This is a genomic window from Streptomyces longispororuber (genome assembly GCF_024448165.1).
Classification (GTDB): domain Bacteria; phylum Actinomycetota; class Actinomycetes; order Streptomycetales; family Streptomycetaceae; genus Streptomyces; species Streptomyces longispororuber_A.
The window spans coordinates 1-25,818 of the sequence record NZ_JAMOLN010000154.1; the positions used below are offsets into that span (position 1 = coordinate 1).

A 25,818-nucleotide genomic window follows, 5' to 3' on the forward strand; every position below is an offset into this window, starting at 1 on the left:
CGCGACCGCGCTGCTGCTCGCCGCCGCCCTGACCGCCGGGCTGCGCGCCCTGGCCCTGCGCACCTCCTTCGGCGTCGACCGGCCCGGCGCCCGCAGGCCCCACGCCCGGCCCACGCCGCACCTCGGCGGGGTGGCCGTGGCGGCGGCGACCGGCGCGGTCTCGGCGACCGGGGCCGCCACCGGGCTCGTGCCGCTCGGCTCCACCACGGGGACGCTGCTGCTCGCGGCCGCCGCGGTCGCCCTGCTCGGCTTCCTCGACGATCTGCGGCCGATGGGGGCGCGGGCCCGGATCATCGTCGAGGCGGGCGCCGCGAGTGTGGTCGTGCACGGCACCCAGCTGGGCTTCGCCGTCGGCGCGCTCGCTGTCCTGTGGGTGGTCTTCGTGACGAACGCCTTCAACCTCCTCGACAACTCCGACGGGGCGATGGGCGTGGTCGGCGTGGTCACCGCGCTGGGCCTGTGCGTGTGCGCCGGGGCGGAGGGGCTCGGTCCGCTCGCGGTCGTCCTGGGGCTGCTCGCCGCCTCGCTCACCGGTTTCCTCATGCACAACTGGCATCCGGCGCGGATCGTCCTCGGCGGCTGCGGATCGCTGTTCACCGGATTCCTGGTGGCCTGCTCCGCGCTGCTGGTGAACGTCGAGCACGAGGCGTCCGCCTCGCTCGCCTCCCTGTTCGCGGTGACCGTCGTGGCGACCGCCGACACGGTCCTGGTCGTCGTCTCGCGGCGCCGGGCCGGGCGCGGACTGCTGCGCGGCGGCACCGACCACATCGCGCACCGGCTGCGCCGGCTCGGCCTGACCGTGCCGGGGGCGGCGGTGGTCCTCGGCGGCGCGGCGGCCGTCGGCACGTCGACGGCCGTGCTGCTGCACCGGGGCGCCGTCGGCGTGCCGGTGGTGTGGGGGCTGGCCGGCGCGGCCGCGGTGGCCGTCGTGCTGCTGCTGCGGGTGCCGGTCTACGGCATCCGCAGACAGGTCAGGGGCGTACGGGCCGCGGCGGCCGCCGAGTCCGTCGATCTGGCGCGGGGCTGATCCGCCGCCGACGCCTGCCGCGCGCACGACCGCGCGCGGCGCCGGGCCGGCTCCCGGCGGACCGCCGCGCAGGAGCCGTACCCGCAAGAGCCGCATTCGCAGGAGCAGTACTCGTAGGGCCGTACTCGTAAGGCCGTACTCGTAAGGGAGCGAGACATGCTGAACTTCGGCCGGACGCGCGCACTGGTGCGTGAACTCACCCGGCACGAGATCGACCTGGTGCTCGCCTCGGGCGCGCACGACGGTGTCTTCGGACGGGCCCTGCGCCGGTCCGGGTACCGCGGACGGATCGTGTCCTTCGAGCCGTTCGGCGGGGTGCGGGCCGGGGTCCGCAGGGCCGCCGCCCGCGACGCGGCCTGGCAGGTGCTGCCGTACGCGCTGGGCGACCGGGACGGCGCCTGGACCCGCCGCCTCGACCAGGTGTGGGAGGACGTCGTGGCGCCCGGCGAGCGGGTGCTGCTCCAGGTGGACCATCCGCCGGAACTGCCCGAGGTCCTCGCGGGAGCGGGTGAGTTCGGGCCCGATCTGGCCCTCGTGCGGTCCGGGGCGGCGTTCGCATGAGGATCGCGCTCGTCCACAGCTTCCACGGCTCGTCGGTGCCCGGCGGCGCGAACGAGTCCGTCCTCGACCAGGCCGCCGCCCTCACCCGCGCGGGCCACGACGTGCACCTCGTCGCCGCCCGCACCGACGACCTCCAGCACGCGCCCTGGTACGCGGCCCGGTGCGCGGTCACCGTGGCCACCGGGCACGGCCGCAGCCCGCTGCCCGTGCTGCGCGCCCTCGCGCCCGACGTGGTGCACGTCCACAACCTGTTCCCCAACTTCGGCCGTGCCTGGACCGCCGAGTGGACCGGACCGCTGGTCGCCACCCTGCACAACTACCGGCCGCTGTGCGCCGCCGCCGTCCTGTACCGGGACGGGGCGCCGTGCACCCGCTGCCTGGACGGCGACCGGTGGGCGGGGCTGCGGCACGGCTGCTACCGGGGCTCGCGGCTCGCGACCCTGCCGCTCGCCTGGTCGTCGCGGGGCGGGGTGCGGGAGAACCCGCTGCTGCGGCGGGCCGACCGGGTGGTGGTCCTGTCGGAGCGGAGCCGGGAGACGTACGTGCGCGCCGGGCTGCCCGAGGAGCGGATCGCGCTGGTCCCCAACTTCGTGCCCGACGTGGAGGGTCCACCGGACGCCGGACCGGATCGGGCGGGTGACGCCTGGGTGTTCGCGGGCCGCCTCACACAGGACGGGGGCATCCTCGACCTGCTGCGCCGCTGGCCCTCGGAACAGCGCCTCGACGTGCTCGGGACCGGTCCCCTGGAGGGCGAGTGCCGGGCGGTGGCGCCGTCGTCCGTGCGGTTCCTCGGGTCCGTCGAGCGGACGGCGCTGCGGCGCTCCCTGCCCGGGTACCGGGGGACGGTCCTCCCGGGCCGCCGCCCGGACGGGGTGCCCCTCGGCTATCCGGAGGCGCTGGCGGCGGGGCTGCCCGTGCTCGCCTTCGAGGGCTCCCTGCTGCCGCGCGTGGTGCGCGCCGAGGGCACCGGCACCGTGACCGGCTGGGACGCCTCGCTGCCCGCCGCGCTGGCCGCCGCCGAGCGGATCTTCCCCACGCTGCGCACGCACTGCCGGGGCGTCTACGCCAAGCGGTACGGCGAGGCGGTGTGGGTCGAGCGGACCACGGCCCTGTACGCATCGCTGGCGCCGGCGCACGGCGCGGAAGGGCTGCTCCATGGCACTGCGTGAACTGCGGCTGCTGCGCAGGAGGCTGTTCGCCCGCCGGTGGGTGCGCCGGAGCGCGCTGGGCGCCGTGGTGCTCCTGGTGACGGCGGTGTGCGCGGGCTCCCTCGCGTACGCCCGGCTGAACGGCAACATCCGCACCGACGAGGCCACCGACCAGGCCCTCGACGCCGACCACGGCAGACGGCCCGCCGCGCTGCGGCCCGGTGCGCAGAACATCCTGATCATGGGCTCGGACATCGAGGCCACCAAGGACAGTCAGCGCTCCGACACGACGATGCTGCTGCACCTGTCCGCCGACCGGAAGCGGGCCGCGCTGGTGAGCGTGCCGCGCGACCTGATGGTCGACATCCCGGACTGCCGGCTGCCCGACGGGGAGCGCAGCGAACCGGAGTACGCGCAGTTCAACTGGGCGTTCGAGCGGGGCGGCGCGGCCTGCGCGATCCGTACCTTCGAGGACCTGACCGACGTCCGCGTCGACCATCACCTCGTGCTGGACTTCACCGGGTTCAAGAAGGTGGTGGACGCGCTCGGCGGCGTCGACGTGAAGGTGCCCGAGCGGATGCGGGTACCGGGCGGCGACCTCGTCCTGGACCGCGGCGAGCAGCACCTCGACGGCGCCCAGGCGCTGGTCTTCGTCCGGGGCAGGACCGGCGTCGGCGACGGCAGCGACCTCCAGCGCATCGAGCGGCAGAAGGCGTTCGTGCGCGATCTGATGGACCGGGTGCGGGACGAGGGCCTGCTCTCGCACACCGCCCGGCTGTATCCGGCCCTGCACGCCGTCACGTCCTCGCTCACCGCCGACAAGGGCCTCGACTCGCTCAGCGAGCTGTACGGCCTCGCGGAGGGCGCGGGCCAGGTCCCCGAGGGCCGCACCGCCATCGTCACCGTGCCGAGCGTCGAGCACCCCGACTACTGGGGCCGGTACATGCCGGTCGAGGACCAGGCGGAGGCGCTGTTCGAGGCGCTGCGCGAGGACGAGCCGCTGCCGAAGCACCTGTACAACGCGTACGACCCGGAGAACGACGAGCTGTGACCGGCCGCCGCGCGCCGCGCCGTCACGGTGCGGCGCGGCTCGCGGCCAGCGCCCGTACGACGGTCGTCACGTACGGCGAGACCATCAGCACCGGCGCCCGTACGCCCGTGTGCCGCCAGCAGTAGACCCACCACGGCCGCACCGGCAGCTCCCGCGGCGACGTCCGGCGCCGCAGCGCCTCGCGCACCCCGATGCCCGGTTCGCGGGAGCCGTGCAGGGCGGCGGCCGGGCCGGCGGGGCAGTCGCCGACGTGCCGCGGGGCGACGTGCGCGGCGACGCCCGCCCGGCGCGCGCGGAACCCGTGGTCGTAGTCGCCCATGCCGTGCCGGAAGACCTTGTCGATGTCGCCGACCCGCTCCCGCACGGCCCAGGGGAGCAGCACCACGTGTCCGTTGTACGTGTCGCAGGGCTCGGGCCTGCCGCTCGGTTCGACCAGGGCGAGGGAGTGCCCGCGCCGGCCGGAGTAGGTGGTGGCGCCGTCGTGCCGCACGGCTCCGACGATCACCGCGCGGTCGGCGAACTTCCGTGAGGTGTCGAGGAGTTGGGCGAGGGCGTCCGGGGCGAGCCGGACCCCGGTGTGCAGCCACAGCTGGTGGCTGGGCTCGGGGCTGCCGGCGGCGCGGCTGTTGCGGCTGGCCAGGCGCATGCCGTGGCCCCAGTAGACGTCGGGTCCGACGACCGTCACCTGGGTGCCGGGGTGGGCGCGGCGGACCGCTTCGGGGGTGCCGTCCGTCGAGCCCGCGTCCACGAGATGGGCGCGCACGCGGGTGCCGGGCGGCAGGCCGCGCTGCGCGGTGAGGGCGTCGAGGGCGGCGAGGGTGTCGGCGCACCGGTTGTGACTGGTCATCAGGACGGCTACCCGGGGTGCTTCCACACGTCCTCCCTACGTTGCGCTTTACGGACATTCAGCGCATAAGTCTCTATTCTCGGCCTGGCGGAACCGCCCAACGACCCGGCCGTCCTCCGTCGGGGCCGGCCATGAATTCCAGGACGCGCCCATGGATCTCCGTCGTATCCCGCTCGGGCTGATCGCCCGGTTCCGGTCAAGGCGCCGGGGGCCCGTCCGCGGGCTCTGCGCTCCCCCGCGAAGCCCGCGCTGTCGTATCTGGCGGGCGATAAGTGACCGTAGGGTCGCGAGGAAACCGCAGCTCAGAGCAGCTTTCCCGGAAGTCTGCCCATAAGCGCAGGATAAAAGTTGAGCGGACGGGACTCAGGTCTGTTGACGGCGAGGGGGGTGGTGTTGCAGTCTTGAGCCAGATCCACTCAAGTAGGCAGCTGGAGGAATTGAAATGGCACGTGCGGTCGGCATCGACCTGGGCACGACTAACTCCGTCGTCAGCGTTCTCGAAGGCGGCGAGCCCACCGTCATCACGAACGCGGAGGGCGCCAGGACCACGCCGTCCGTCGTCGCCTTCGCGAAGAACGGCGAGGTGCTGGTCGGCGAGGTCGCCAAGCGCCAGGCGGTCACGAACGTGGACCGGACCATCCGCTCCGTCAAGCGCCACATGGGCACTGACTGGAAGATCGACCTGGATGGCAAGACCTTCAACCCGCAGCAGATGAGCGCCTTCATCCTGCAGAAGCTGAAGCGCGACGCGGAGTCGTACCTGGGCGAGAAGGTGACCGACGCGGTCATCACCGTCCCCGCGTACTTCAACGACTCGGAGCGCCAGGCGACGAAGGAGGCCGGCGAGATCGCGGGCCTGAACGTCCTGCGCATCGTCAACGAGCCGACCGCCGCCGCCCTGGCGTACGGCCTCGACAAGGACGACCAGACGATCCTCGTCTTCGACCTCGGTGGCGGCACCTTCGACGTGTCCCTCCTGGAGATCGGTGACGGCGTCGTCGAGGTGAAGGCCACCAACGGTGACAACCACCTCGGTGGTGACGACTGGGACCAGCGCGTCGTCGACTACCTGGTCAAGCAGTTCAACAACGGCCACGGCGTGGACCTGGGCAAGGACAAGATGGCGCTCCAGCGCCTGCGCGAGGCGGCCGAGAAGGCCAAGATCGAGCTGTCCTCCTCCACGGAGACCACGATCAACCTGCCCTACATCACGGCGTCCGCCGAGGGCCCGCTGCACCTGGACGAGAAGCTCACGCGCGCCCAGTTCCAGCAGCTCACGTCCGACCTGCTGGAGCGCTGCAAGACGCCGTTCCACAACGTCATCAAGGACGCGGGCATCCAGCTCTCCGAGATCGACCACGTCGTTCTCGTCGGTGGCTCGACCCGCATGCCGGCCGTCGCCGAGCTCGTCAAGGAACTGACGGGCGGCAACGAGGCCAACAAGGGCGTGAACCCGGACGAGGTCGTCGCCATCGGCGCCGCCCTGCAGGCCGGTGTCCTCAAGGGCGAGGTCAAGGACGTCCTGCTGCTCGACGTCACCCCGCTGTCTCTTGGTATCGAGACCAAGGGCGGCATCATGACGAAGCTCATCGAGCGCAACACGACCATCCCGACCAAGCGCTCCGAGATCTTCACGACGGCCGAGGACAACCAGCCGTCCGTGCAGATCCAGGTCTACCAGGGCGAGCGCGAGATCGCGGCGTACAACAAGAAGCTCGGGATGTTCGAGCTGACCGGTCTGCCGCCGGCCCCGCGCGGTGTCCCGCAGATCGAGGTCGCCTTCGACATCGACGCCAACGGCATCATGCACGTGACCGCGAAGGACCTCGGCACGGGCAAGGAGCAGAAGATGACCGTCACCGGTGGCTCCTCGCTGCCGAAGGACGAGGTCAACCGGATGCGCGAAGAGGCCGAGAAGTACGCGGAGGAGGACCACGCCCGCCGCGAGGCCGCCGAGTCCCGCAACCAGGGCGAGCAGCTCGTCTACCAGACGGAGAAGTTCCTCGCGGACAACGCGGACAAGGTCCCCGGCGACGTGAAGACCGAGGTCGAGGAGGCCGTCTCCGAGCTGAAGGAGAAGCTCAAGGGCGACGACTCGGCCGAGATCCGCACCGCCACCGAGAAGGTCGCCGCCGTCTCGCAGAAGCTGGGCCAGGCCATGTACGCCGACGCCCAGGGCGCGCAGGCCGCCGGTGGCGCCGAGGGTGCCGCCCCGCAGGGCGACGCCAAGGCCGCTGACGACGATGTCGTCGACGCCGAGATCGTCGACGAGGACCGCAAGGACGGTGCCGCGTGACGGAGGAGACCCCGGGCTTCAGCGAGAGCGAAGAGCCTGACGTCCCCTCCGGCGCCACCTCCGACGACGCCGAGCCGAAGACCGCCGCCTCCCCCGAGAAGGGGGAGGGGGCGGCCCCGGCCGGGGACTCAGCAGCCTCCGCCCAGTCCGCATCGGACATTGCCCTGACGGCACAGCTGGACCAGGTGCGCACGGCACTCAGCGAGCGCACCACGGACCTCCAGCGCCTGCAGGCCGAGTACCAGAACTACCGGCGCCGGGTGGAGCGGGACCGTGTCACGGTCAAGGAGATCGCCGTCGCGAACCTCCTGACCGAGCTGCTCCCGGTCCTCGACGACATCGGCCGTGCCCGTGAGCACGGCGAGCTCGTCGGCGGCTTCAAGTCGGTGGCCGAATCCCTGGAGACGGTCGCCGCGAAGATGGGCCTGCAGCAGTTCGGCAAGGAGGGCGAGCCCTTCGACCCGACCGTGCACGAGGCCCTGATGCACAGCTACGCGCCGGACGTCACCGAGACGACCTGCGTGGCGATCCTGCAGCCGGGTTACCGGATCGGCGAGCGCACCATCCGCCCCGCGCGGGTGGCGGTCGCCGAGCCGCAGCCGGGTGCGCAGACCGTCAAGCCGGAGACCGCCGCCGAGTCGGCCGACACCGAGGCCGACGAGAAGGAGAGCGGTGGCCCGGACGAGGGCTGACATCGCAGACGCGGCAACTGATGTGAGTGAGGAGGGACGTCGAGGCCGATGAGCACCAAGGACTTCATCGAGAAGGACTACTACAAGGTCCTCGGCGTCCCCAAGGACGCCACCGACGCAGAGATCAAGAAGGCGTACCGCAAGCTCGCCCGGGAGAACCACCCCGACGCCAACAAGGGCAACCCCAAGGCGGAGGAGCGCTTCAAGGAGATCTCCGAGGCGAACGACGTCCTCGGCGACCCCAAGAAGCGCAAGGAGTACGACGAGGCGCGCGCGCTCTTCGGGAACGGCGGCTTCCGCCCCGGTCCCGGCGGCGCGGGCGGCGGCTCGTTCAACTTCGACCTGGGCGACCTCTTCGGCGGCGGCGCCCAGGGCCAGGGCGGACAGGGCGGCTTCGGCGGCGGCATAGGCGACGTCTTCGGCGGCCTGTTCAACCGGGGCGGCGCGGGCACGGGCACCCGTACCCAGCCGCGCCGCGGCCAGGACATCGAGTCCGAGGTGACGCTCAGCTTCACCGAGGCGGTGGACGGGGCCACGGTCCCGCTCCGGATGTCCTCCCAGGCCCCCTGCAAGGCGTGCTCCGGCACCGGCGACAAGAACGGCACGCCGCGCGTGTGCCCGACCTGCGTCGGCACCGGTCAGGTCTCGCGGGGCGGCGGCGGTGGCTTCTCCCTCACCGATCCCTGCGTGGACTGCAAGGGGCGCGGCCTCATCGCCGAGACCCCCTGCGAGGTCTGCAAGGGCAGCGGCCGCGCCAAGTCCTCCCGCACGATGCAGGTGCGCATCCCGGCCGGGGTCTCCGACGGCCAGCGCATCCGCCTGCGCGGCAAGGGCGCTCCCGGCGAACGGGGCGGCCCCGCGGGCGACCTGTACGTCGTCGTGCACGTCGACGCGCACCCGGTCTTCGGCCGCAAGGGCGACAACCTCACGGTGACCGTCCCGGTCACCTACCCGGAGGCGACGCTCGGCGGCGAGGTCAAGGTGCCCACGCTCGGCGGTCCGCCGGTCACCCTGAAGCTGCCCCCGGGCACGCCGAACGGGCGGACGATGCGGGCCCGCGGCAAGGGTGCGGTCCGCAAGGACGGCACGCGCGGCGACCTGCTGGTCACCGTCGAGGTCGCGGTTCCCAAGGACCTTGACGACGAAGCCCGTTCGGCCCTCGAGTCGTACCGCAAGGCGACTGAGGACACCGATGTGCGGGCAGAACTGTTCCAGGCCGCGAAGGGAGCCTGAGCCAGATGGACGGCCGTCGACGAAGCAACCCGTACGAACTGACCGACGAGACCCCGGTGTACGTGATCTCGGTGGCGGCTCAACTGTCCGGCCTGCACCCGCAGACCCTGCGTCAGTACGACCGCCTCGGCCTGGTCTCCCCCGACCGCACCGCGGGCCGGGGCCGGCGCTACTCGGCCCGCGACATCGAACTGCTGCGCACCGTCCAGCAGTTGTCGCAGGACGAGGGCATCAACCTGGCCGGCATCAAGCGCATCATCGAGCTGGAGAACCAGGTGGCGGCGCTGCAGTCCCGGGTGGCGGAGCTCTCCGCCGCCGTGGAGGGAGCCGCCGCGGCCATGCAGCAACGTGAGGCGGCGGTGCACGCGTCGTACCGCCGCGACCTGGTGCCCTACCAGGAGGTCCAGCAGACGAGTGCGCTCGTGGTCTGGCGGCCGAAGAGACCGCAGGACTGACGTCGTGTCGTCGAAGGGGCCCGGAGGCAGGTGTCCTCCGGGCCCCTTCGCCATGCCCGGTGTGCCTTATGGACCGGTGATCGCGTAACTGGCCGAGGGCGCCGACTCGGTGCCGTCGGCGGCCACGGAGGTCACCCAGTAGTAGGACGTGGTGCCGCGCCCGGCGGTCGCGTCGGTGTAGCGGATGCCCACGACGTCGGAGAGCTTCTCGTAGGCGCCGGTTCCGGGGCTCCACCGGTAGACGCGGTAGGTACCGGAGTTGCGGCCCTGCCACTGCAGGGTGACGGTCCCGTCGTCCTCCACGTGCGTCTGGAAGGCGAGCGTCGAGCCGGCGGGCGTCGCCACGCCCGGCGTGGTGTCGAGCTCGGTGGCGGTCACCACCTGGGCCTTCTTCGTCCACTGCAGGGTGGAGTTGCCGTAGGTGTCGACGACGTCCACGTACAGGCAGGCCTGTTCGCCGTCCGGAAGCGTCTTGTACGCGTACGACGTGGTGTCCGGGGAGACGTAGTCCACCAGGTTGCCGACGCACACGTCGCCGGTTCCGTCCTCGTCGGAGTCGTGCAGCACGCCCCGGTGGACGGCGTAGCGGGCCACGTCGTCGGAGGTGCTGGCCTGCCAGCTGAGGGCGAAGCCGTACGCGGTGGGGGTGGCGGTGAGACCGGTGACGGGTGACGGAGGCGTCAGGTCCTCGAACCGGGCGTGCACGGAGGCCGACGGCGCGGACTCGTTCCCCGCCTTGTCGACCGCGACGACCCGGTAGTAGTACACGGTGCCCAGATCGCCGGGGACGTCCCAGAACGTGGCGTCGTCCGACACGTCGAGTGCCCGGTACGGGCCGTCCGCGCTCTCCGCACGCTCCATCTGGTACAGAGCCGCGTCCGCGACGGCCGTCCAGGTCAGGGAGAGGCCCCCCGGCGTGGCGGTGCTGACGGCGAGATTCGTCGGGGCGGCGGGCGCGGTGGTGTCGAGCGTGGTGACGGCGAGCGCGGACGTCGCGGACGAGCGGTTGGCCGCCTTGTCGATGGCGCGGATCCGGTACTGGTACACGGCGCCGGTGGTCGGCGGCGTGTCGGTGTACGTCGTGGACGTGGTCGTCGCCAGGTAGTCCCAGGCGGTCGCGGTCGACAGCTTGCGGTAGACGCGGTAGTTCGCCAGGTCCATCTCGACGTTCTTGGACCAGGACAGCGACGTCCTGCGGGTGTCGTTGTCGTACGAGGCGCGCAGGCCCTTCGGAGCGAGCGGCGCCGTCTTGTCGTACGTGGCCGACGTGCGGGGCGCGTAGCCGAACTTGACCTTGGCCGTGCCCGTCCAGTTGACGTAGTCGACCCGCAGGGTGTGCTTGCCCGACGGGACGGTCAGGTTGACGGTCTTGGAGTGCGAGGACGAGGTGTTCGTCCAGAGGCTGATCTTCCTGGTGCCGTCCAGGTAGACGCGGATGCCGTCGTAGCCGGAGGCGGCGAGGGTGAAGGGGCCGCCGGAGCCGAAGTCGCGGGTGACCGACCAGCGCACGCCGAAGCTGTTGGCGGGCAGCCCGGCGGCGGGGGCGCCGGTGCCCCAGTTCTGGTCGATCGTCGAGTCGCAGTCCGTCTTCTTCGGCGCACCGGAGAAGGCGGTGTTCGCGTAGAACGTGCGCGTGAAGACGTTGGCCGAGCAGCTGGTGGCCGCGTCGGCGGTCGGGGCGGTGAGCGCGACGCCGGCGGCCGCGAGCGCGACCGCGGTGGCGAGAGTGCCCAGGCGGTGCGCGGATCTGCCCGGGACGGAGGAGAGGGACATGGCACCTCGGTAGCCGTGATGATCTTTCTGTCGTCGTGACGACTCATGAACCCAGGCGATGGTTGTACGCCGCTTCGGCCCACCTCCGCCCATGCCGCAGGATGGACCCATGACCGAGATCCGTACCCCCCGTCTCCTCCTGCGCCGCTGGCTCCCCGACGACGATCTGGCGCCGCTCGCCGACATCCAGGCCGACCCGGCCGTCATGCGCTACGTCGGCGACGGCGACCCGCGCTCCCTCGACGAGACCGCCGAGGACATCGAGCGCTGGGAGGAGGAGTGGGACGACGAGGGGTTCGGGGTGTTCGCCGTGGAGCTGCTCGGGCCCGGCGAGCTCATCGGCGCCGTCGGCCTGTACGTGCCGGACGCGCCGGCGCAGGTGGCGGGCCACATCGGCATCCAGTGGCGGCTCGGCCGCGCGTTCTGGGGCCAGGGCTACGCCTCCGAGGCCGCGCACGCGTCCCTGGAGTTCGCCCTCCAGGACCGCGGGATCGACCGGGTCGTGGCGGTCACGGCGGAGGGCGACACGTCGTCGACGAAGGTGCTGGAGAAGCTCGGGATGGACTTCACCGGGGAGGCCGAGGGGTCCCGGCTGTACGCGATCGACCTGACCGAGTACCAGGGCTAGCTCAGTTGCCGCCCGCGTACGCGACGAAGTCCGACCAGGCCCCACCGGTCACGGTGAGGTGGGGGCTGCGGGGGTCCTTCTTGGAGTCGCGGACGTGGGTGGTGCCGGGGGTGTGGGCGACCTCTACGCAGTCGGGGTTGCTGCCCCCGTCGCTGTAGCTGCTCTTGAACCAGGCCAGTTCGGTTTCGCGGTTCATACCTCTCCCAGCACTTGCTCGATGAAGGCCAGTGACTCCCCTGGTGAGAGAGCCTGAGCCCGGATGATGCCACACCGAAGTTCGATGATGCGGAGCTGTTTCGGGTCGGAGACGGGGCGTCCCGCGTAGAGGCCGTCGCAGCGTCCGATGGCCGTTCCGTCCCTGAACTTCAGCACCTGCATGTCTCCGTCCATTCCGGCGTGGCTCTCGCGGTCGGTCGGCATCACCTGGATGTCGACCGTGGGCAACTGGCCGAGTTCCAGGAGGTGTTCGAGCTGACGCCGCAACACCATCCTGCCCCCGATCGGGCGCCGTAGCGTCACCTCCTCCTGGACGAAGCTGAGGTCGGGTGCCGGATGGCGCTCGAAGATCGACTTGCGGGCCATGCGTCCGGCGACGGCCCGTTCGATCTGGTCCGGCGTCAGTGCGGGGCGCCACATGGAGATGAGCGCCTCCGCGTACTCGCGCGTCTGCAGCAGCCCGGGCGGCATGTGGGTCCAGTACGCGGTCAGTTCGACGGCCTTCGCCTCCATCTGCGCGATGTCCCGCACCTTCTTCGGATACCGCACCTCCGCCACGTCGGCCTTCATCTCCCTGAACAGCCCGGCGGCGGCCAGCACCTCGTCCGCCTTGTCGAGGAACTCCGGACGGGGAATCCGCGTCCCGCTCTCGACCTTGTAGACGATCCCCTCGCCGTACCCCATCGCGGCCGCCAGCTCGGGCACCCGCATTCCCACCGCCTCCCGCCGCGCCCGCAGCAACCGCCCCACCAGCGCGATCACCGCGGCCCCCTGCTCGTCGCCGGGCTCGATCTCCCAGCCGTCACCGTCCGTCGCCGCCTCAGTCATCCCGCGCACCTCCAGTCCGCCGAACTCCCCGCCCACGTTCCGTCAGCGTCCGTACCCGTACGTCCTGCTGGACAGCCTGTACAGCTCTGGACAGAAGCTGGACAGTCGCCGTACGCGACAGCCGTGTCGCTGGTGAGCGTAGAGGTGTCCGGCCACGCTGAGTGACGTGAACCAGGAAACCGCTGAACTCCCGCACACCACACGCCACTTCGCGCAACAGCTGTCGCCGACGCCTCGCGCGGCCCGCCTCGCGCGCCTCCTCGCGGTCGAACAACTCCGCGCCTGGGGACTCGTGTACGTCCTGGACGACGCGGCGTACGTCGTGGCGGAACTCGCCGCGAACGCCGTCACGCACGGCCGTCTGCCCGGCCGCGACTTCCGGATCGGCCTGTACGTCGCCGGGGGCGTGCTGCGGATCGAGGTCGCCGATGCCCGGGGTGATCGGCAGCCCCGGGTCCAGGCTGCCGAGGGGGAGTCGGGGCGGGGACTCGTCGTCGTGGCGGCCCTCGCCGACCGCTGGGGCGTCACCGACGGGCCGAGCCCGCGCAAGACGGTGTGGGCCGAACTCGACCTCGTACGCCCGGAGCGTGCTCCGTTCCGGCGGATGCGGTAGCCGTTGCCGCCGCGGTCCCGGTCGGTGCCTGCGGGCACCGCATTACCTCGCGCGTAATCGCACCTCCGCCCGCCGCCCGGCACTCTGAAGTCACCGGAACCCGGGCGGCGCACTCCGACCGGGCTCCGGCCCCTCGTCCGATGACGCACATCCATGACGCACATCCATGACGCACGACTGGAGGCCGATCGCCATGACCGGACACGACATCCACACCGCCGCCGTCGCCCGCTACTTCGAGGCCTGGAACGCGCGCACCCCCGAGGAGCGCGCCAAGGCCGTCGCCGCGGCCTGGACCGAGGAGGGCACGTACACCGACCCGCTGGCCGAGGTCGCCGGGCACGAGGGCATCGCGGCCGTGATCGGTGCCGCGCACGAGCAGTTCCCGGGGTTCGCGTTCCGGCAGCTCGGGGCGGTGGACGGGCACCACCGGCTGGCCCGGTTCGGCTGGGAGCTGGTGTCGGAGGCGGACGGGTCCGCACCGGTCGCCGGGTTCGACGTCGTCGAGCTCGACGAGGACGGGCGGATCAGCGCGGTCCACGGTTTCCTGGACCGGGTGCCCGCCGGCGCGTGAAGAATCCGTGACGACGGAGGGCGGATGTCCGGAATCAGCCGTATCTGCCTTCATGTAGGGAAGTAATGGACCCGGTTTCATTGCGGTGTTGCTTCACCTCTTGACCCCGTGTGGGCGGCCGAGTTGGCTTCGAGCCACCTCGGTCGCACCGTCGCGGCCACGTCAGGGAGGTATCCGTAATGAACACGCGAATGCGATCCGCCACCATGGCCGGTGCCGCATCCGTCCTGGTGGTCTCGCTATCGGCCTGCGGTGGTGTGCTGCCCGGCGGGGAGAGCGACAGCAGTGCGCCCGTGCGCAAGGGCAACGATGTCAAGATCGGTCTGCTGCTGCCGGAGAAGGAGACCGCGCGCTACGAGAAGTTCGACCGGCCGATCATCAAGCAGAAGATCGCCGAACTCACGGACGGCAAGGGACAGCTTCTCTACGCCAATGCCGACCAGGACGCCGACCTGCAGAACCAGCAGATGCAGAAGATGATCGACCAGAAGGTCGACGCGCTGCTGGTCGACGCCGTCGACGCCAAGGTCATCGCCGCGTCGGTGCAGAAGGCGAAGGACGCGGGCATCCACGTCATCGCCTACGACCGGCTGGCGCAGGGCCCGGTCGACGCCTACATCGGGTTCGACAACGAGCTCGTCGGCCAGACCCAGGGCAAGGAGCTCGTCGAGGCCCTCGGCGACAAGGCGACCAAGGCCAGCAAGATCGTCATGATCAACGGCTCGCCGACCGACCCGAACGCCGCCGACTTCAAGGCGGGCGCCCGCGCGGAACTGGCCGACTCCGTGACCATCGCGAAGTCGTACGACACGGTGGCCTGGAAGCCGAAGAACGCCAAGGCCAACATGGCGCAGGCGATCGCGGCGATCGGCGCGGACAACATCGCGGGCGTCTACTCCGCCAACGACGGCATGGCGGGCGGCATCATCGAGGCGCTGAAGGAGGCCGGGGTCACGAAGATGCCTCCGATCACCGGCCAGGACGCCGAACTCGCCGCTGTGCAGCGCATTTTGACGGGCGATCAGTTCATGAGCGTGTACAAGCCCTACCCGGAGGAGGCCGCGACGGCCGCCGAGATGGCGGTGCGGGTCGCGCAGGGCCGCACCATCGAGTTCGAGGCCCTCGCGATGGACCGCACGGACAGCCCGACGACGCAGCAGATCCGTACGGCGAGCGTGAGCGTGGTCGCGCTGACCCGGGACAACATCAAGCAGACCGTGGTGAAGGACAAGATCTTCAAGGTCTCGGAGATCTGCACCGCGAAGTTCGCGACGGCTTGTGCGGAGGCGGGGCTCACGCACTAGTGCGGGGCGGGTCCGGGGGCCGGGCTCGCGGGAGCGCTCCCGCGAGCCCGGCCCCGTACTGTATGCACGCCGGGGCGATGCGGGGAGGCAGTGATGGGCCAGCTGCGAGGGTCGGACGCAGACGTGCATGCGCACGGGCCGGACGACCTCTGCGAGGCTGCCGCTCGCATCTACGCGGAAGCCCTGAGCATGGGCAGGGTCGATCGCGGCGCGATGCAGGAGGCCCCGTGCCTGCTGGAGTCGGCCTTGCTGCGGCCCGACCCGCAGGATCCGGCATGGCTGGTTCCCGTGCCCTCCCAGCAGGCCATGGCGGGGCTGCTGCGGGCGACGTACGAGAGCGTCACCGAGGGGCACCGGCGGATGGGGACCGCTCTGGAGGCCTTGTCCCGGTACGCGGAACTCGACACCGGGCGTGGGACGGGCGTAGGCACCGTCAGGGTGCTGGAGGGCAAGGAACGCATCCGGCGCGCCGTCGAGGCGACGACGAACGCCTGCACGCGCGAGATCCGCACCATCCAGCCCGGCGGTATCCGCAGCGAGCTGGACCTGACGCAGAGCGTCCGGCTGATGGCTGATTTCGAGCGGCGGGGCATCCGCATGCGAAGCCTGTACACCCATGTGGCCCGGCACGGACTGGGCCTCTACGAGTACCTGGACATGACGCGGGACGTCGTCGAGGCGCGCACGCTCGACGAGGTGCCGGAACGCCTCATGGCGTTCGACCGGGCGGTGGCGTACGTACCCGCGAACGCGGACCGCACGATGGCCCTGGAGATCCGGATCCCGGCGCTCGTCGCCTATCTGGAGACGGTCTTCGACCGGCTGTGGCGGCTGGCCACGCCGATGTCCGACCGGCTGCCCGAGGCCGACGAGCACGGCATCACCCATCGGGGGCGGGCCATCGCGGCGCTGCTGGCGGAAGGCCACACCGACGCGGTCGTCGCGGAGCGCCTCGGCATCAATGTGCGGACGTGCCGGGCGCACATCGCCCGGCTGGCCGAGACCTTGGGGGCGGGCAGCCGGACGCAGCTGGGGGTGCGGATCGCCCAGGCGGGACTGGCCGGTTCGGTGCCGGACGCGTCAGTCCTGTGAGGTGAGGATGCCCGACTGGCCGATGAGGTAGCCGAGTTGGGCCCGGCTGTCGCTGCCGAGGGTGGCCGCGAGTTTGGCGATGTGGACGCGGACGGTGCGGATGTTCATGCCGAGGCGTTCGGCGATGACGGCGTCGGTGTGGCCCTCGATGAGGAGGGTGGCGATGGTGCGCTGCCGGGTCGTGACCCCGCCGGTCGTCAGCTCGGGGCCACCGTCCTGCGGAAACATCGGCGTGGCCAGCCGCCACAGCCGCTCGAACGTGGTCGCCAGGTAGGTGATCAGCGCCGGGTGCCGGATCTCCAGCGCGACCGTGCGGTCCTGGTTCGCCGGGATGAAGGCGACGGTGCGGTCGAGCATGATGAGCCGCTCGGTGACCTCGTCGAGGGTGCGGACCTGGACGTCGCCGTCCAGCTGCTCGTAGTGGCCGAGGACGGCCGGCGAGTGGCGTGACGTGTGCTGGTAGAGGGTGCGCATCCGGCAGCCGCGGGTGAGCAGTTCCTGTTCCCGGGGCAGGGCCGAGGCGAGCAGGGGGGCGGGGCGGTGGCCGCCGGGCTGGATGGTGAGCAGCTCCGCCGACGATGCGGAGATGGCCTCGGCGATCGCGTCGTTGATGCGCTGGAAGCCGAGCAGGACCGTGATCATGGGGGCGTCGGGGACGCTGGCGCGTTCCGCGTCCAGGGACATCAGCGGCGCGAAGGCACTCGCCAGGGACGCTCCCTGGACCCGCTCGCGAGCGATATTGTCCTCGATGGACTTCAACAGGCCGGGCAGTGCCACCGCGGGGGGAACCGGATGCAGCCACTGCGGGTCCTCGGCGTCCGGGCGCAGGAGGCCCGACGACTCCAGGCAGGGCGTCGGTTCGGTGTCCTCGCGGGGGACGCGCCCTTCGCGCAGGGCTCGGGCGTACAGCTGCATACCCGCGTCGCACAGCTCCGCAGTGCCGTGCGGATGGGGCTGGACCATCACGTTTCGCTCTCCCCGTGCTCCACGTGCGGGGGTCTGGGTTCCGAGTCCAGGATCCCTGACTGGGCGATGAGATAGCCGAGTTGGGCCCTGCTGCCGCTGCCCAGCGCGGCCGCGATCTTGGCTATATGTGCCCGGCAGGTGCGTACGTTCATTCCGAGCCGGCGGGCGATCGCCTCGTCGACATGCCCCTCGATGAGCAGTTTCGCGATGCTGTGCTGGATCTCGGTGAGGCCGTCGCGGGCGGCTTCGTAAGGTGCTCCGGCCTGCAGGGGGACGGAGCGGGCCCACATGAACTCGAAGATCTTGATCAGATACCGGACGACACCGGGGTGCCGGAGTTCGAGTGCGACCTGCCGGTCGTCGCGAATGGGAATGAAGGCAACGGTCGTGTCGCAGATGATCAGCCGCTCCACCAGTTCGTCGATGGTCCGTATCTCGACCTTGCCCTTGGCTATCTGGTCGACGTACGCGAGCGTCTCCGGGCTGTGTCTGGCGGTGTGCTGGTAGAGCGTGCGCAGACTGACCCCACGGTCGATCAGCGGACGGTCGCGGTCGAGCCCCTTGGCGAGGGCCTCTTCCAGACGGCGGCCGCCCGGTTGCACGGTGAGCATCTCCGAGTGGCACTGTGACGTGGCCAGGTTGAGGGCCGCGTTGATCCGCTCGTAGCCTTCCAGGACCGTGATGGCGTGGGTGCTCGCGGTCGCCTGTGCGCTGACGGCCATGAACGGCTCGAAAGCATCGGACAGTTCGATCGACAAACGGCGCCGGTCGGTTATCTCCCGTTCCAGGGGGTGCAACCGCTGGGCGAGGGCGACGGACGGCGGGACCGGGAGAAGCCAGTCCGGATCGTCCGGGTCCGGGTGCAGAAGTGCGAATTCCATGAGGCACGGCGCGGATTCGGCATCAGTGCGTGCGATGCGACCGGCTCGCAACGCGCTCGCGTACAGATGCCCACCCTCGTCACACAGTTCCGTCACGGCATGGGGATGTGTCTGTTGTGTGCCGTTTGTGAGCAAATCTCCACCCCCCAGGGTCCTGAACGTACAGGAACATGATGCATCGATCCTGTGGCCATCAGGTGCCCGAATGAGCCATCGTCGAGTGCGTCGGGGGAAGAGGAGACCATCAAGTGAGGACGAAGCCAACGATGCACAAGAAATTGCTTCGCTCAGTGCTTGCCGCCGCTTTCTCCGCGATCGTGGCCGCGGGGGTCCTGGGGGGCCTCGGGACCGCGACGACGCAGGGCGCGGGCGACAGCAGTTGGAGCGCGCCTTCCATTGCTGAAGCGCCCGCTGCGCCGGCCGACAGTTCCTGGAACTAGTCGCCATGACAATGCCACCCGACGACAGATCCCTACGCCGCGAGATGGCGATCGCCTACCGGTCCGGTTGGCACACGATCGACCTCGTGACGGCGATTCCGAGTGCCGGTGACTCGCTCATGGTCACCCTCTTCGGAGAGCCGATCATCGTGGTGCGGGATGACGACGACGACATCCGGGCGTACCGGTGTCTGCGTCGGCCGCGCGGCGCCCCACAGCCGGTGCGGACCGTCGTCCGGTACGGAATGATCTTCGTGAACCTCGACCAGCGGGATCACCAGCTGGTCGGTGACGGGGAGCCCGAGGATGCCTCGCGCGCCCCGCAGAGAACCACAGCCACCCCCCGCAGTGCCTGACGCGATTCCCCCGTCGTTGTAGATCGCGCAGGTGCTTCCCCCCGCAGCGGCGTCACCGTGGACCTGAAACACGGTGGCGCCGCTGCAGTTTTGTGTCCGGGTGTCCGGGTGTCCGGGTGTCCGGGTGTCCGGGTGCCCGGGTCCCGCGTCCCGTGTGCCGGGCCCACTCGTGGCTACTCGTCGAAGACGGCGTTGCCCGTGCCGCGGTCCACCGCGATCTCGATGACCACCCGGTCCGGGTTGGGCCGGGGCGCCCGCGTGTAGCGCTCGGCGTAGCGGCGCTCGGCGTCGGCGACGCGCTCGGGATCCGTGTGCACGGTGGCCCGGCCCTCCAGCGTCGCCCACCGCCGGCCGTCGACCTGGCAGACGGCGACCCGCGCGGGGGTCCGCCCCTCGATGAGGTGGGCGACCTTGCGGCTGGCCTTGTTCGTGATGACGCGGGCCACCCGCTGCTCGGCGTCGTACGTCACGCCGACCGGCACGACGTGCGGGGTGCCGTCGGGGCGCAGTGTCGTCAGGGTGCACAGGTGCCGTTCCCGCCAGAAGCCGAGGAAGGCATCGGCGGGGTTGTCCAGGTCGATCCGTTTGGCCATGCCCGGAACTTATCCCGTCCGCCACCTTGAGTGGAATAGACTCAACTTTGTGTACGCTGGATAGGTCAGAGTTGACGCAGTAGTCATAGTGGCCGAGAGCGTGGAGGAGACAGGTACGTGGACGCCGAGCTGACGAACCGGAGCCGCGACGCGATCAACGCGGCAAGCAGCCGGGCCGTGTCCGGGGGGCACCCGGATCTGACCCCGGCGCACCTGCTGCTCGCGCTGCTCGAGGGGCAGGACAACGAGAACATCGTCGATCTGCTGGCCGCGGTCGAAGCCGACCAGGCGCAGGTCAGGCTGGGGGCCGAGCGCGTGCTCGGCGCGCTGCCCAGCGTGACCGGGTCGACCGTCGCGCCCCCGCAGCCCAACCGCGAGCTGCTCGCCGTCATCGCCGACGCCGCCGAGCGGGCCAAGGAGCTGGGCGACGAGTTCCTCTCCACGGAGCACCTGCTCATCGGGATCGCCGCCAAGGGCGGGGCCGCAGGCGAGGTGCTCGGCAAGGAAGGGGCCAGTGCGAAGAAGCTGGCCGAGGCATTCACGAAGAGCAGGGGAGGGCGCCGGGTGACCACACCCGATCCCGAGGGTTCGTACAAGGCCCTGGAGAAGTTCGGCACCGATTTCACCGAGGCCGCCCGCGAGGGCCGGCTCGACCCCGTCATCGGGCGTGACCAGGAGATCCGGCGGGTCGTGCAGGTGCTGTCCCGGCGCACCAAGAACAACCCCGTGCTGATCGGCGAGCCCGGCGTCGGCAAGACCGCCGTCGTCGAGGGGCTCGCGCAGCGCATCGTGAAGGGCGACGTACCGGAGTCCCTGAAGGACAAGCGGCTCGTCTCGCTCGACCTCGGCGCGATGGTCGCAGGTGCGAAGTACCGCGGCGAGTTCGAGGAGCGGCTGAAGACCGTCCTCTCCGAGATCAAGGAGAGCGACGGCCAGATCATCACGTTCATCGACGAGCTGCACACCGTCGTCGGCGCCGGCGCGGGCGGCGACTCCGCCATGGACGCGGGCAACATGCTGAAGCCGATGCTCGCCCGCGGCGAACTGCGCATGGTGGGCGCGACGACGCTGGACGAGTACCGCGAGCGGATCGAGAAGGACCCGGCCCTGGAGCGCCGCTTCCAGCAGGTGCTGGTCGCCGAGCCGTCCGTCGAGGACTCCATCGCGATCCTGCGCGGGCTCAAGGGACGTTACGAGGCCCATCACAAGGTCCAGATCGCCGACAGCGCCCTCGTCGCCGCCGCCACGCTCTCCGACCGCTACATCACCTCCCGCTTCCTGCCCGACAAGGCCATCGACCTGGTCGACGAGGCCGCGTCCCGGCTCCGCATGGAGATCGACTCCTCGCCCGTCGAGATCGACGAACTCCAGCGCGCCGTCGACCGGTTGAAGATGGAGGAGCTGGCGATCGGCAAGGAGACCGATCCGGCCAGCCGGCAGCGCCTGGAGAAGCTGCGGCGCGACCTCGCCGACAAGGAGGAGGAGCTGCGCGGCCTCACCGCCCGCTGGGAGAAGGAGAAGCAGTCCCTCAACCGGGTCGGTGAACTGAAGGAGAAGCTCGACGAGCTGCGCGGCCAGGCCGAGCGCGCCCAGCGCGACGGCGACTTCGACACCGCCTCCAAGCTGCTCTACGGCGAGATCCCCACGCTGGAAAGGGACTTGGAGGCCGCGAGCGAGGCCGAGGAGGAGGTCGCGCGCGACACCATGGTCAAGGAGGAGGTCGGGCCCGACGACATCGCCGACGTCGTCGCGTCCTGGACCGGCATCCCGGCCGGCCGCCTCCTGGAGGGCGAGACGCAGAAGCTGCTGCGCATGGAGGACGAGCTCGGCAAGCGGCTCATCGGGCAGTCGGAGGCGGTACGGGCCGTGTCGGACGCCGTCCGCCGCACCCGCGCCGGCATCGCCGACCCCGACCGGCCCACCGGATCCTTCCTCTTCCTCGGCCCGACCGGCGTCGGCAAGACCGAGCTGGCCAAGGCCCTCGCGGACTTCCTCTTCGACGACGAGCGGGCCATGATCCGCATCGACATGTCGGAGTACGGCGAGAAGCACTCCGTGGCCCGGCTCGTCGGGGCGCCCCCCGGCTACGTCGGCTACGAGGAGGGTGGCCAGCTCACCGAGGCGGTGCGCCGTCGCCCGTACAGCGTGGTCCTGCTCGACGAGGTCGAGAAGGCGCACCCGGAGGTCTTCGACGTCCTGCTCCAGGTGCTCGACGACGGCCGGCTCACCGACGGCCAGGGCCGCACGGTCGACTTCCGCAACACGATCCTGATCCTCACGTCGAACCTGGGCAGTCAGTTCCTGGTGGAGCCGACGACCTCGGCCGAGACGAAGAAGCAGCAGGTCCTGGAGACGGTCCGGGCCTCCTTCAAGCCGGAGTTCCTCAACCGGCTCGACGACCTGGTCGTCTTCTCCGCCCTGGAGAAGGACGAGCTGGCGCGCATCGCCCGCCTCCAGCTCGACCGCCTCGCCAAGCGCCTCGCCGACCGCCGCCTCACGCTCGACGTCTCCGACGCGGCGCTGACCTGGCTCGCGGACGAGGGCAACGACCCGGCGTACGGGGCGCGGCCGCTGCGCCGCCTCGTCCAGACGGCCATCGGCGACCGGCTGGCCAAGGAGATCCTGTCCGGTGAGGTGAAGGACGGGGACACGGTGCGGGTCGACGCGTTCGGCGACGGGTTGATCGTGGGGCCCGCCACGGGGAAGTCCTTGTAGGTCCGGCTGCCGGGTGACCGTCCGCCCGGCGACCGGCCGAATCAAGGCATACGGGCTTCCGGGCTTGCCCCCCGGGGGGCCCGGTGGGAGAGGATGGGCCGGAACCATACGAAGGGACCAAGAACCGTGAGCATCGACCCGTCCTCGATTCCGAATTTCGGGGGACAGCCCCAGCCGCAGCAGGGGGCGGGACCGGCGGGCCCCGTCATTCCCGACCAGGATCTGGTCAAGCAGCTCCTCGAGCAGATGGAGCTCAAGTACGTCACGGACGAAGAGGGTGACCTGGCGGCTCCGTGGGAGGAGTTCCGCACCTACTTCATGTTCCGTGGCGAGGGCGACCAGCAGGTCTTCTCGGTGCGGACGTTCTACGACCGGCCGCACGCCATCGAGATCAAGCCGCAGCTCCTGGAGTCCATCGACGACTGGAACCGCCGCACCCTGTGGCCCAAGGTCTACAGCCACACCCACGACGACGGCCAGGTCCGCCTCATCGGCGAGGCCCAGATGCTGATCGGCACCGGTGTCTCGCTGGAGCACTTCGTGTCGTCGACCGTCAGCTGGGTGCGCGCCGCGATCGAGTTCGACCGCTGGCTGGTGGAGCAGCTCGGCCTGGAGGCCGACGTCGACTCCGCCGACGAGAAGCCCGAGGACGACGACTCCGAGTAGGACCGTCCGCCCCCGGCTACAGCGGCGTGTGGGCGTACACGATCAGATACGTCCCGTACGTCACCGAGAGCCCGGCCAGTACGCCCACCACCAGGAGGGCGTGCGCAGGCCGGGCTCTCGCCGTGCGGGCCAGCGCGCAGGCGAGCGGCAGCAGCAGCGGGAACGCGGGGAGCAGGAAGCGCGGCTTGGACTCGAAGAAGCCGGAGCCGCCCACCGTGATCAGGAGCAGCACCCCGCTGAACACCAGAAGCGGCAGCGGCGCCCGGTCGAGGACCAGGAGCGCGAAGAGCAGCACCGCCACCGCGACGATCAGCAGGGTCACGGCGAAGACGAAGCGGTCGCCGTCGAGCAGCATCTTCCGGACGAACCGGGCCGAACCGGCCCCGAAGTCGAACGTCGATCCCCAGCCGCGCTGCACCGCGAAGTAGCCGCCGAGCGGATCGCCCTTGCGGATCCCCACCCACAGCACGTACGACGCCCAGCCGAGCGGGGCGAGCGCGGCGCCCGTCCACAGCCTGTGGGGAACCCGGCCGCGCCGCCGCACGATCTCGTACGCGGCCGTGGCCAGGACCGCCGCGGCGACCGCGAAGCCGTTCGGCCGGGACAGCCCGGCCAGCGCGGCGAGGGTGCCCGCCCACAGCCAGCGCCCGGTGAGCACCGCGTACAGCGACCAGGCGGCGAGCGCGGTGAGCAGCGGTTCGGTGTAGGCCATGGACAGCACGACGGAGTGCGGGAGCAGGCCCCACAGGACGACGAGGAGCGTGGCCACCGTGCGGCCGTGCAGGTGCTCGCCGATGCGGTGGATGCCGAGGGCCGCGGCGAGTGTCGCCGCCCACGCGAGCAGCAGCGCCGCGCCGCCCGCGCCGATCGGCAGCACGGTGTGGACGGCGCGGATCAGCGCCGGGTACAGCGGGAAGAACGCCAGGTCGCTGTGGACGACGCCGGCCTCGAAGTGCAGGGTGCGGGCGCCGTAGCCGTGCGTGGCGATGCCCGCGTACCAGAGGGAGTCCCAGGACCGGCCGAGCAGCGCGAAGGGTTTCTGCCCGGTCAGCCAGGCGCCGACGGCGACGGCGAGCATTCCGGTGAGCCGGGCCGCCGCGAAGAGGGCGAGCGCGCGGGCCGCGCCCGCCACGGGCGGGCGCGGCAGGGTCCTGGGTGCTGCGGGGGGAGTGGGCGCGTCGAGGAGGGCGGTGCTCGGCTGGGTCACATCCGAACCCTCCGATGACGCCCCGTCAGGCGCGAGTCGGACGCGTCCGGACGGGGGCCGCTTGTCCGGCGACTACATCGACTTGAGCCGGGCCGCCGCCTCCGCGAGCACGTCCTGCCGCTTGCAGAACGCGAACCGTACGAAGGGCGCGCCCGCCGCCCGGTCGTCGTAGAACACGGCGTTCGGGATCGCCACGACGCCGCACCGCTCGGGCAGGGCCCGGCAGAACGCGAAGCCGTCGCCCGACGGGTCGAGCGGGCGGATGTCGGTGGTGATGAAGTACGTGCCCGCGGGCTTGAAGACCTCGAAGCCCGCGTCCGTGAGGCCCGCCGCGAGCAGGTCCCGCTTGGCCGTCATGTCGGCGCGGAAGCCGGCGAAGTAGGAGTCGGGCAGGGCGAGGGCCTCCGCCACGGCGTACTGGAACGGGCCGGACGAGACGTACGTGAGGAACTGCTTGGCGGAGCGGACCGCCGTCACCAGCTCCGGCGTCGACGTCACCCAGCCGACCTTCCACCCCGTGAACGAGAACGTCTTGCCGGCCGAGCCGATGCTCACCGTCCGCTCGCGCATCCCGGGCAGCGTCGCGAGCGGGACGTGCTCGGCGTCGTCGAAGGTGAGGTGCTCGTAGACCTCGTCGGTGACGACCAGCAGATCGCGCTCGACCGCGAGCTCGGCGATCGCCGTCAGTTCGGCGCGGGTGAGGACGGTGCCGGTCGGGTTGTGCGGGGTGTTGATCAGCAGCAGACGGGTGCGGGGCGTGATCGCGGCGCGCAGCTCGTCGAGGTCGAGGCGGAAGCCGGCACCCCCTTCCGCGTGCGGGCGCAGCGTCACCGGCACCCGGGTGCCGCCCGCCAGCGCGATGCTCGCCGCGTACGAGTCGTAGTACGGCTCGAACGCGACGACCTCGTCACCGGGCTCGACGAGCGCGAGCAGCGAGGCGGCGATGGCCTCCGTCGCGCCCGCGGTGACGAGGACCTCGCGGTCCGGGTCGAGCTCGATGCCGTAGCGCCGCCGCTGGTGGCCGGCGATCGCGGTGCGCAGCTCGGGGACGCCGGGGCCCGGCGGGTACTGGTTGCCGCGCCCGTCGCGCAGCGCCCGCACCGCCGCCTCGCGCACCTGCTCGGGGCCGTCGGTGTCGGGGAAGCCCTGGCCCAGGTTGATGGAGCCGGTGGAGAGGGCCAGCGCGGACATCTCCGCGAAGATCGTGGTCCCGAACTCGGCGAGTCGGCGGTTGAGGAGAGGGCGCGCGCTGGAGGTCATGGGCGCCATCCTGCGCCGAACCTCTGGAGTTCCTCAACTCTGCTTTGACCGCGTACGGGCAGGGGCATCCCCCTCACACGCCCCGCTCGGGGCGCCCCTCGGGGGATTCGGGGGCAAGAGAGAGGAGGACTGTGATGGAAGCAGTCTTCATCATCATCTTCATGGCCGTCGTCGTCGCCATCGTGATCGGGACGGCCAAGGCGGGCGGCAGCGGCCGCTCGCGCAGCGGGGGCGCCGCGCGCACGTCGTTGAACAAGAACGCACGGAATTCACGGAAGCCGCGGAAGTCGCGGAGCGACAGCAGCTGGTGGGCGGCCGGGGGCAGCGGGACCGTCGGGAGCTCCGGGGGCGTCACCTGCTCGACCGGCTCGTCGGGTCATCACGGCCATCACTCGT

General features: G+C 71.1%; 26 protein-coding genes. 17 read left to right on the forward strand and 9 right to left on the reverse strand.

Features of this window, described 5'->3' with window-relative positions; genetic code table 11:
* The 4 genes from M4J07_RS33505 to M4J07_RS33520 all read left to right on the forward strand — a co-directional run.
* Window positions 1-1,027: MraY family glycosyltransferase (locus M4J07_RS33505; RefSeq protein ID WP_255978091.1), on the forward strand; the 1,027-nt coding region annotated here is incomplete at its 5' end.
* A 156-nt stretch (window positions 1,028-1,183) separates the two neighbouring features.
* Window positions 1,184-1,588 carry a hypothetical protein gene (locus tag M4J07_RS33510; RefSeq protein WP_255978093.1) on the forward strand — a complete coding sequence of 135 codons (405 nt, stop codon included), beginning with the start codon at window positions 1,184-1,186 and terminating at the stop codon, window positions 1,586-1,588.
* The gene (locus tag M4J07_RS33515) at window positions 1,585-2,757 is read left to right on the forward strand and encodes a glycosyltransferase family 4 protein (RefSeq protein WP_255978095.1); all 1,173 of its coding nucleotides are present in this window, start codon (window positions 1,585-1,587) and stop codon (window positions 2,755-2,757) included. Before M4J07_RS33510 ends, M4J07_RS33515 begins: the two co-directional genes overlap by 4 nt.
* Complete coding sequence (locus M4J07_RS33520; protein WP_255978097.1) at window positions 2,744-3,787, forward strand: LCP family protein; 1,044 nt, start codon at window positions 2,744-2,746, stop codon at window positions 3,785-3,787. Before M4J07_RS33515 ends, M4J07_RS33520 begins: the two co-directional genes overlap by 14 nt.
* Window positions 3,788-3,809: 22 nt before the next feature.
* Here M4J07_RS33520 and M4J07_RS33525 read toward each other — a convergent pair whose 3' ends face one another.
* Entirely contained in the window at window positions 3,810-4,661 is an 852-nt protein-coding gene (locus M4J07_RS33525) for a glycosyltransferase family 2 protein (protein WP_255978099.1), read from the reverse strand.
* 415 nt (window positions 4,662-5,076) lie between these two features.
* On the opposite strand from M4J07_RS33525, the gene dnaK reads away from it, so the two are divergent.
* Genes dnaK through M4J07_RS33545 form a run of 4 tightly spaced genes read left to right on the forward strand, consistent with a single transcriptional unit; the run spans window position 5,077 to window position 9,310 of the window.
* Window positions 5,077-6,930, forward strand: a complete 1,854-nt coding sequence (dnaK, locus tag M4J07_RS33530) for a molecular chaperone DnaK (RefSeq protein WP_255978101.1) — start codon at window positions 5,077-5,079, stop codon at window positions 6,928-6,930.
* The gene (gene grpE / locus M4J07_RS33535) at window positions 6,927-7,622 is read left to right on the forward strand and encodes a nucleotide exchange factor GrpE (protein ID WP_255978103.1); all 696 of its coding nucleotides are present in this window, start codon (window positions 6,927-6,929) and stop codon (window positions 7,620-7,622) included. Before dnaK ends, grpE begins: the two co-directional genes overlap by 4 nt.
* 48 nt (window positions 7,623-7,670) lie before the next feature.
* A complete protein-coding gene (gene dnaJ / locus M4J07_RS33540) occupies window positions 7,671-8,855 on the forward strand; it encodes a molecular chaperone DnaJ (protein WP_255978105.1) in 1,185 nt (394 codons plus the stop codon).
* A gap of 5 nt (window positions 8,856-8,860) precedes the next feature.
* A complete protein-coding gene (locus tag M4J07_RS33545) occupies window positions 8,861-9,310 on the forward strand; it encodes a heat shock protein transcriptional repressor HspR (RefSeq protein ID WP_255978107.1) in 450 nt (149 codons plus the stop codon).
* 66 nt (window positions 9,311-9,376) lie between these two features.
* On the opposite strand, the gene M4J07_RS33550 is transcribed toward M4J07_RS33545, so the two are convergent.
* A complete protein-coding gene (locus M4J07_RS33550) occupies window positions 9,377-11,083 on the reverse strand; it encodes a fibronectin type III domain-containing protein (protein ID WP_255978109.1) in 1,707 nt (568 codons plus the stop codon).
* A 109-nt stretch (window positions 11,084-11,192) separates the two neighbouring features.
* Here M4J07_RS33550 and M4J07_RS33555 point away from each other — a divergent pair, with 109 nt between their 5' ends.
* A complete protein-coding gene (locus M4J07_RS33555) occupies window positions 11,193-11,711 on the forward strand; it encodes a GNAT family N-acetyltransferase (protein ID WP_255978111.1) in 519 nt (172 codons plus the stop codon).
* Between the two features lies 1 nt (window position 11,712).
* On the opposite strand, the gene M4J07_RS33560 is transcribed toward M4J07_RS33555, so the two are convergent.
* On the reverse strand, window positions 11,713-11,907 hold the full coding sequence (locus M4J07_RS33560) for a DUF397 domain-containing protein (RefSeq protein WP_255978113.1): 195 nt from the start codon (window positions 11,905-11,907) through the stop codon (window positions 11,713-11,715).
* Window positions 11,904-12,755, reverse strand: a complete 852-nt coding sequence (locus tag M4J07_RS33565; RefSeq protein ID WP_255978115.1) for a helix-turn-helix domain-containing protein — start codon at window positions 12,753-12,755, stop codon at window positions 11,904-11,906. Before M4J07_RS33565 ends, M4J07_RS33560 begins: the two co-directional genes overlap by 4 nt.
* 166 nt (window positions 12,756-12,921) lie before the next feature.
* Between M4J07_RS33565 and M4J07_RS33570 the strand changes: the two genes are divergently transcribed.
* The 4 genes from M4J07_RS33570 to M4J07_RS33585 all read left to right on the forward strand — a co-directional run bounded on the left by M4J07_RS33570 (window position 12,922) and on the right by M4J07_RS33585 (window position 16,338).
* Window positions 12,922-13,368, forward strand: coding sequence for an ATP-binding protein (locus M4J07_RS33570; RefSeq protein WP_255978117.1), 447 nt, complete (start codon window positions 12,922-12,924; stop codon window positions 13,366-13,368).
* A 193-nt stretch (window positions 13,369-13,561) separates the two neighbouring features.
* Window positions 13,562-13,942 (forward strand): nuclear transport factor 2 family protein, encoded by a 381-nt coding sequence (locus M4J07_RS33575; RefSeq protein WP_255978119.1) that lies wholly within the window; start codon window positions 13,562-13,564, stop codon window positions 13,940-13,942.
* A gap of 179 nt (window positions 13,943-14,121) precedes the next feature.
* Window positions 14,122-15,246 (forward strand): sugar ABC transporter substrate-binding protein, encoded by a 1,125-nt coding sequence (locus M4J07_RS33580; protein WP_255978121.1) that lies wholly within the window; start codon window positions 14,122-14,124, stop codon window positions 15,244-15,246.
* A gap of 102 nt (window positions 15,247-15,348) precedes the next feature.
* The gene (locus M4J07_RS33585) at window positions 15,349-16,338 is read left to right on the forward strand and encodes a LuxR C-terminal-related transcriptional regulator (protein ID WP_445276308.1); all 990 of its coding nucleotides are present in this window, start codon (window positions 15,349-15,351) and stop codon (window positions 16,336-16,338) included.
* On the opposite strand, the gene M4J07_RS33590 is transcribed toward M4J07_RS33585, so the two are convergent.
* Both M4J07_RS33590 and M4J07_RS33595 read right to left on the reverse strand, forming a co-directional pair.
* Window positions 16,327-17,301: a helix-turn-helix transcriptional regulator gene (locus M4J07_RS33590; protein ID WP_255978140.1), complete on the reverse strand. Its 975-nt coding sequence runs from the start codon at window positions 17,299-17,301 to the stop codon at window positions 16,327-16,329. The two genes, M4J07_RS33585 and M4J07_RS33590, sit on opposite strands and share 12 nt — an antisense overlap.
* Window positions 17,301-18,281, reverse strand: a complete 981-nt coding sequence (locus M4J07_RS33595; RefSeq protein WP_374215130.1) for a helix-turn-helix transcriptional regulator — start codon at window positions 18,279-18,281, stop codon at window positions 17,301-17,303. The genes M4J07_RS33590 and M4J07_RS33595 overlap by 1 nt, the downstream gene beginning before the upstream one ends.
* 349 nt (window positions 18,282-18,630) lie before the next feature.
* Here M4J07_RS33595 and M4J07_RS33600 point away from each other — a divergent pair, with 349 nt between their 5' ends.
* Window positions 18,631-18,981, forward strand: coding sequence for a hypothetical protein (locus tag M4J07_RS33600; protein ID WP_255978125.1), 351 nt, complete (start codon window positions 18,631-18,633; stop codon window positions 18,979-18,981).
* A gap of 173 nt (window positions 18,982-19,154) precedes the next feature.
* Here the strand turns inward: M4J07_RS33600 and M4J07_RS33605 are convergent, their stop codons facing one another.
* A complete protein-coding gene (locus M4J07_RS33605; protein WP_255978127.1) occupies window positions 19,155-19,574 on the reverse strand; it encodes a pyridoxamine 5'-phosphate oxidase family protein in 420 nt (139 codons plus the stop codon).
* Window positions 19,575-19,691: 117 nt separating this feature from the next.
* Between M4J07_RS33605 and clpB the strand changes: the two genes are divergently transcribed.
* Together clpB and M4J07_RS33615 are read left to right on the forward strand one after the other, a co-directional pair.
* Window positions 19,692-22,289: an ATP-dependent chaperone ClpB gene (clpB, locus tag M4J07_RS33610; RefSeq protein WP_255978130.1), complete on the forward strand. Its 2,598-nt coding sequence runs from the start codon at window positions 19,692-19,694 to the stop codon at window positions 22,287-22,289.
* Window positions 22,290-22,415: 126 nt separating this feature from the next.
* A complete protein-coding gene (locus tag M4J07_RS33615; protein WP_255978132.1) occupies window positions 22,416-22,955 on the forward strand; it encodes a YbjN domain-containing protein in 540 nt (179 codons plus the stop codon).
* 16 nt (window positions 22,956-22,971) lie between these two features.
* Here M4J07_RS33615 and M4J07_RS33620 read toward each other — a convergent pair whose 3' ends face one another.
* Window positions 22,972-24,162 (reverse strand): hypothetical protein, encoded by a 1,191-nt coding sequence (locus M4J07_RS33620; RefSeq protein ID WP_255978134.1) that lies wholly within the window; start codon window positions 24,160-24,162, stop codon window positions 22,972-22,974.
* Between the two features lie 72 nt (window positions 24,163-24,234).
* Entirely contained in the window at window positions 24,235-25,431 is a 1,197-nt protein-coding gene (locus M4J07_RS33625) for a pyridoxal phosphate-dependent aminotransferase (RefSeq protein ID WP_255978136.1), read from the reverse strand.
* 125 nt (window positions 25,432-25,556) lie between these two features.
* Between M4J07_RS33625 and M4J07_RS33630 the strand changes: the two genes are divergently transcribed.
* Window positions 25,557-25,818 (forward strand): hypothetical protein (locus M4J07_RS33630; RefSeq protein WP_255978138.1); only part of this gene is annotated, 262 nt, incomplete at its 3' end.

Coding starts and splice junctions, on each gene's coding strand:
- M4J07_RS33515 (WP_255978095.1), top strand. CDS start 1,585: ATGAGGATCGCGCTCGTCCACAGCTTCCACGGCTCGTCGGTGCCCGGC.
- M4J07_RS33555 (WP_255978111.1), top strand. CDS start 11,193: ATGACCGAGATCCGTACCCCCCGTCTCCTCCTGCGCCGCTGGCTCCCC.
- dnaK (WP_255978101.1), top strand. CDS start 5,077: ATGGCACGTGCGGTCGGCATCGACCTGGGCACGACTAACTCCGTCGTC.
- dnaJ (WP_255978105.1), top strand. CDS start 7,671: ATGAGCACCAAGGACTTCATCGAGAAGGACTACTACAAGGTCCTCGGC.
- M4J07_RS33560 (WP_255978113.1), bottom strand. CDS start 11,907: ATGAACCGCGAAACCGAACTGGCCTGGTTCAAGAGCAGCTACAGCGAC.
- M4J07_RS33605 (WP_255978127.1), bottom strand. CDS start 19,574: ATGGCCAAACGGATCGACCTGGACAACCCCGCCGATGCCTTCCTCGGC.
- M4J07_RS33600 (WP_255978125.1), top strand. CDS start 18,631: ATGACAATGCCACCCGACGACAGATCCCTACGCCGCGAGATGGCGATC.
- M4J07_RS33550 (WP_255978109.1), bottom strand. CDS start 11,083: ATGTCCCTCTCCTCCGTCCCGGGCAGATCCGCGCACCGCCTGGGCACT.
- M4J07_RS33510 (WP_255978093.1), top strand. CDS start 1,184: ATGCTGAACTTCGGCCGGACGCGCGCACTGGTGCGTGAACTCACCCGG.
- M4J07_RS33575 (WP_255978119.1), top strand. CDS start 13,562: ATGACCGGACACGACATCCACACCGCCGCCGTCGCCCGCTACTTCGAG.
- M4J07_RS33625 (WP_255978136.1), bottom strand. CDS start 25,431: ATGGCGCCCATGACCTCCAGCGCGCGCCCTCTCCTCAACCGCCGACTC.
- M4J07_RS33545 (WP_255978107.1), top strand. CDS start 8,861: ATGGACGGCCGTCGACGAAGCAACCCGTACGAACTGACCGACGAGACC.
- M4J07_RS33580 (WP_255978121.1), top strand. CDS start 14,122: ATGAACACGCGAATGCGATCCGCCACCATGGCCGGTGCCGCATCCGTC.
- M4J07_RS33520 (WP_255978097.1), top strand. CDS start 2,744: ATGGCACTGCGTGAACTGCGGCTGCTGCGCAGGAGGCTGTTCGCCCGC.
- M4J07_RS33565 (WP_255978115.1), bottom strand. CDS start 12,755: ATGACTGAGGCGGCGACGGACGGTGACGGCTGGGAGATCGAGCCCGGC.
- M4J07_RS33590 (WP_255978140.1), bottom strand. CDS start 17,301: ATGGTCCAGCCCCATCCGCACGGCACTGCGGAGCTGTGCGACGCGGGT.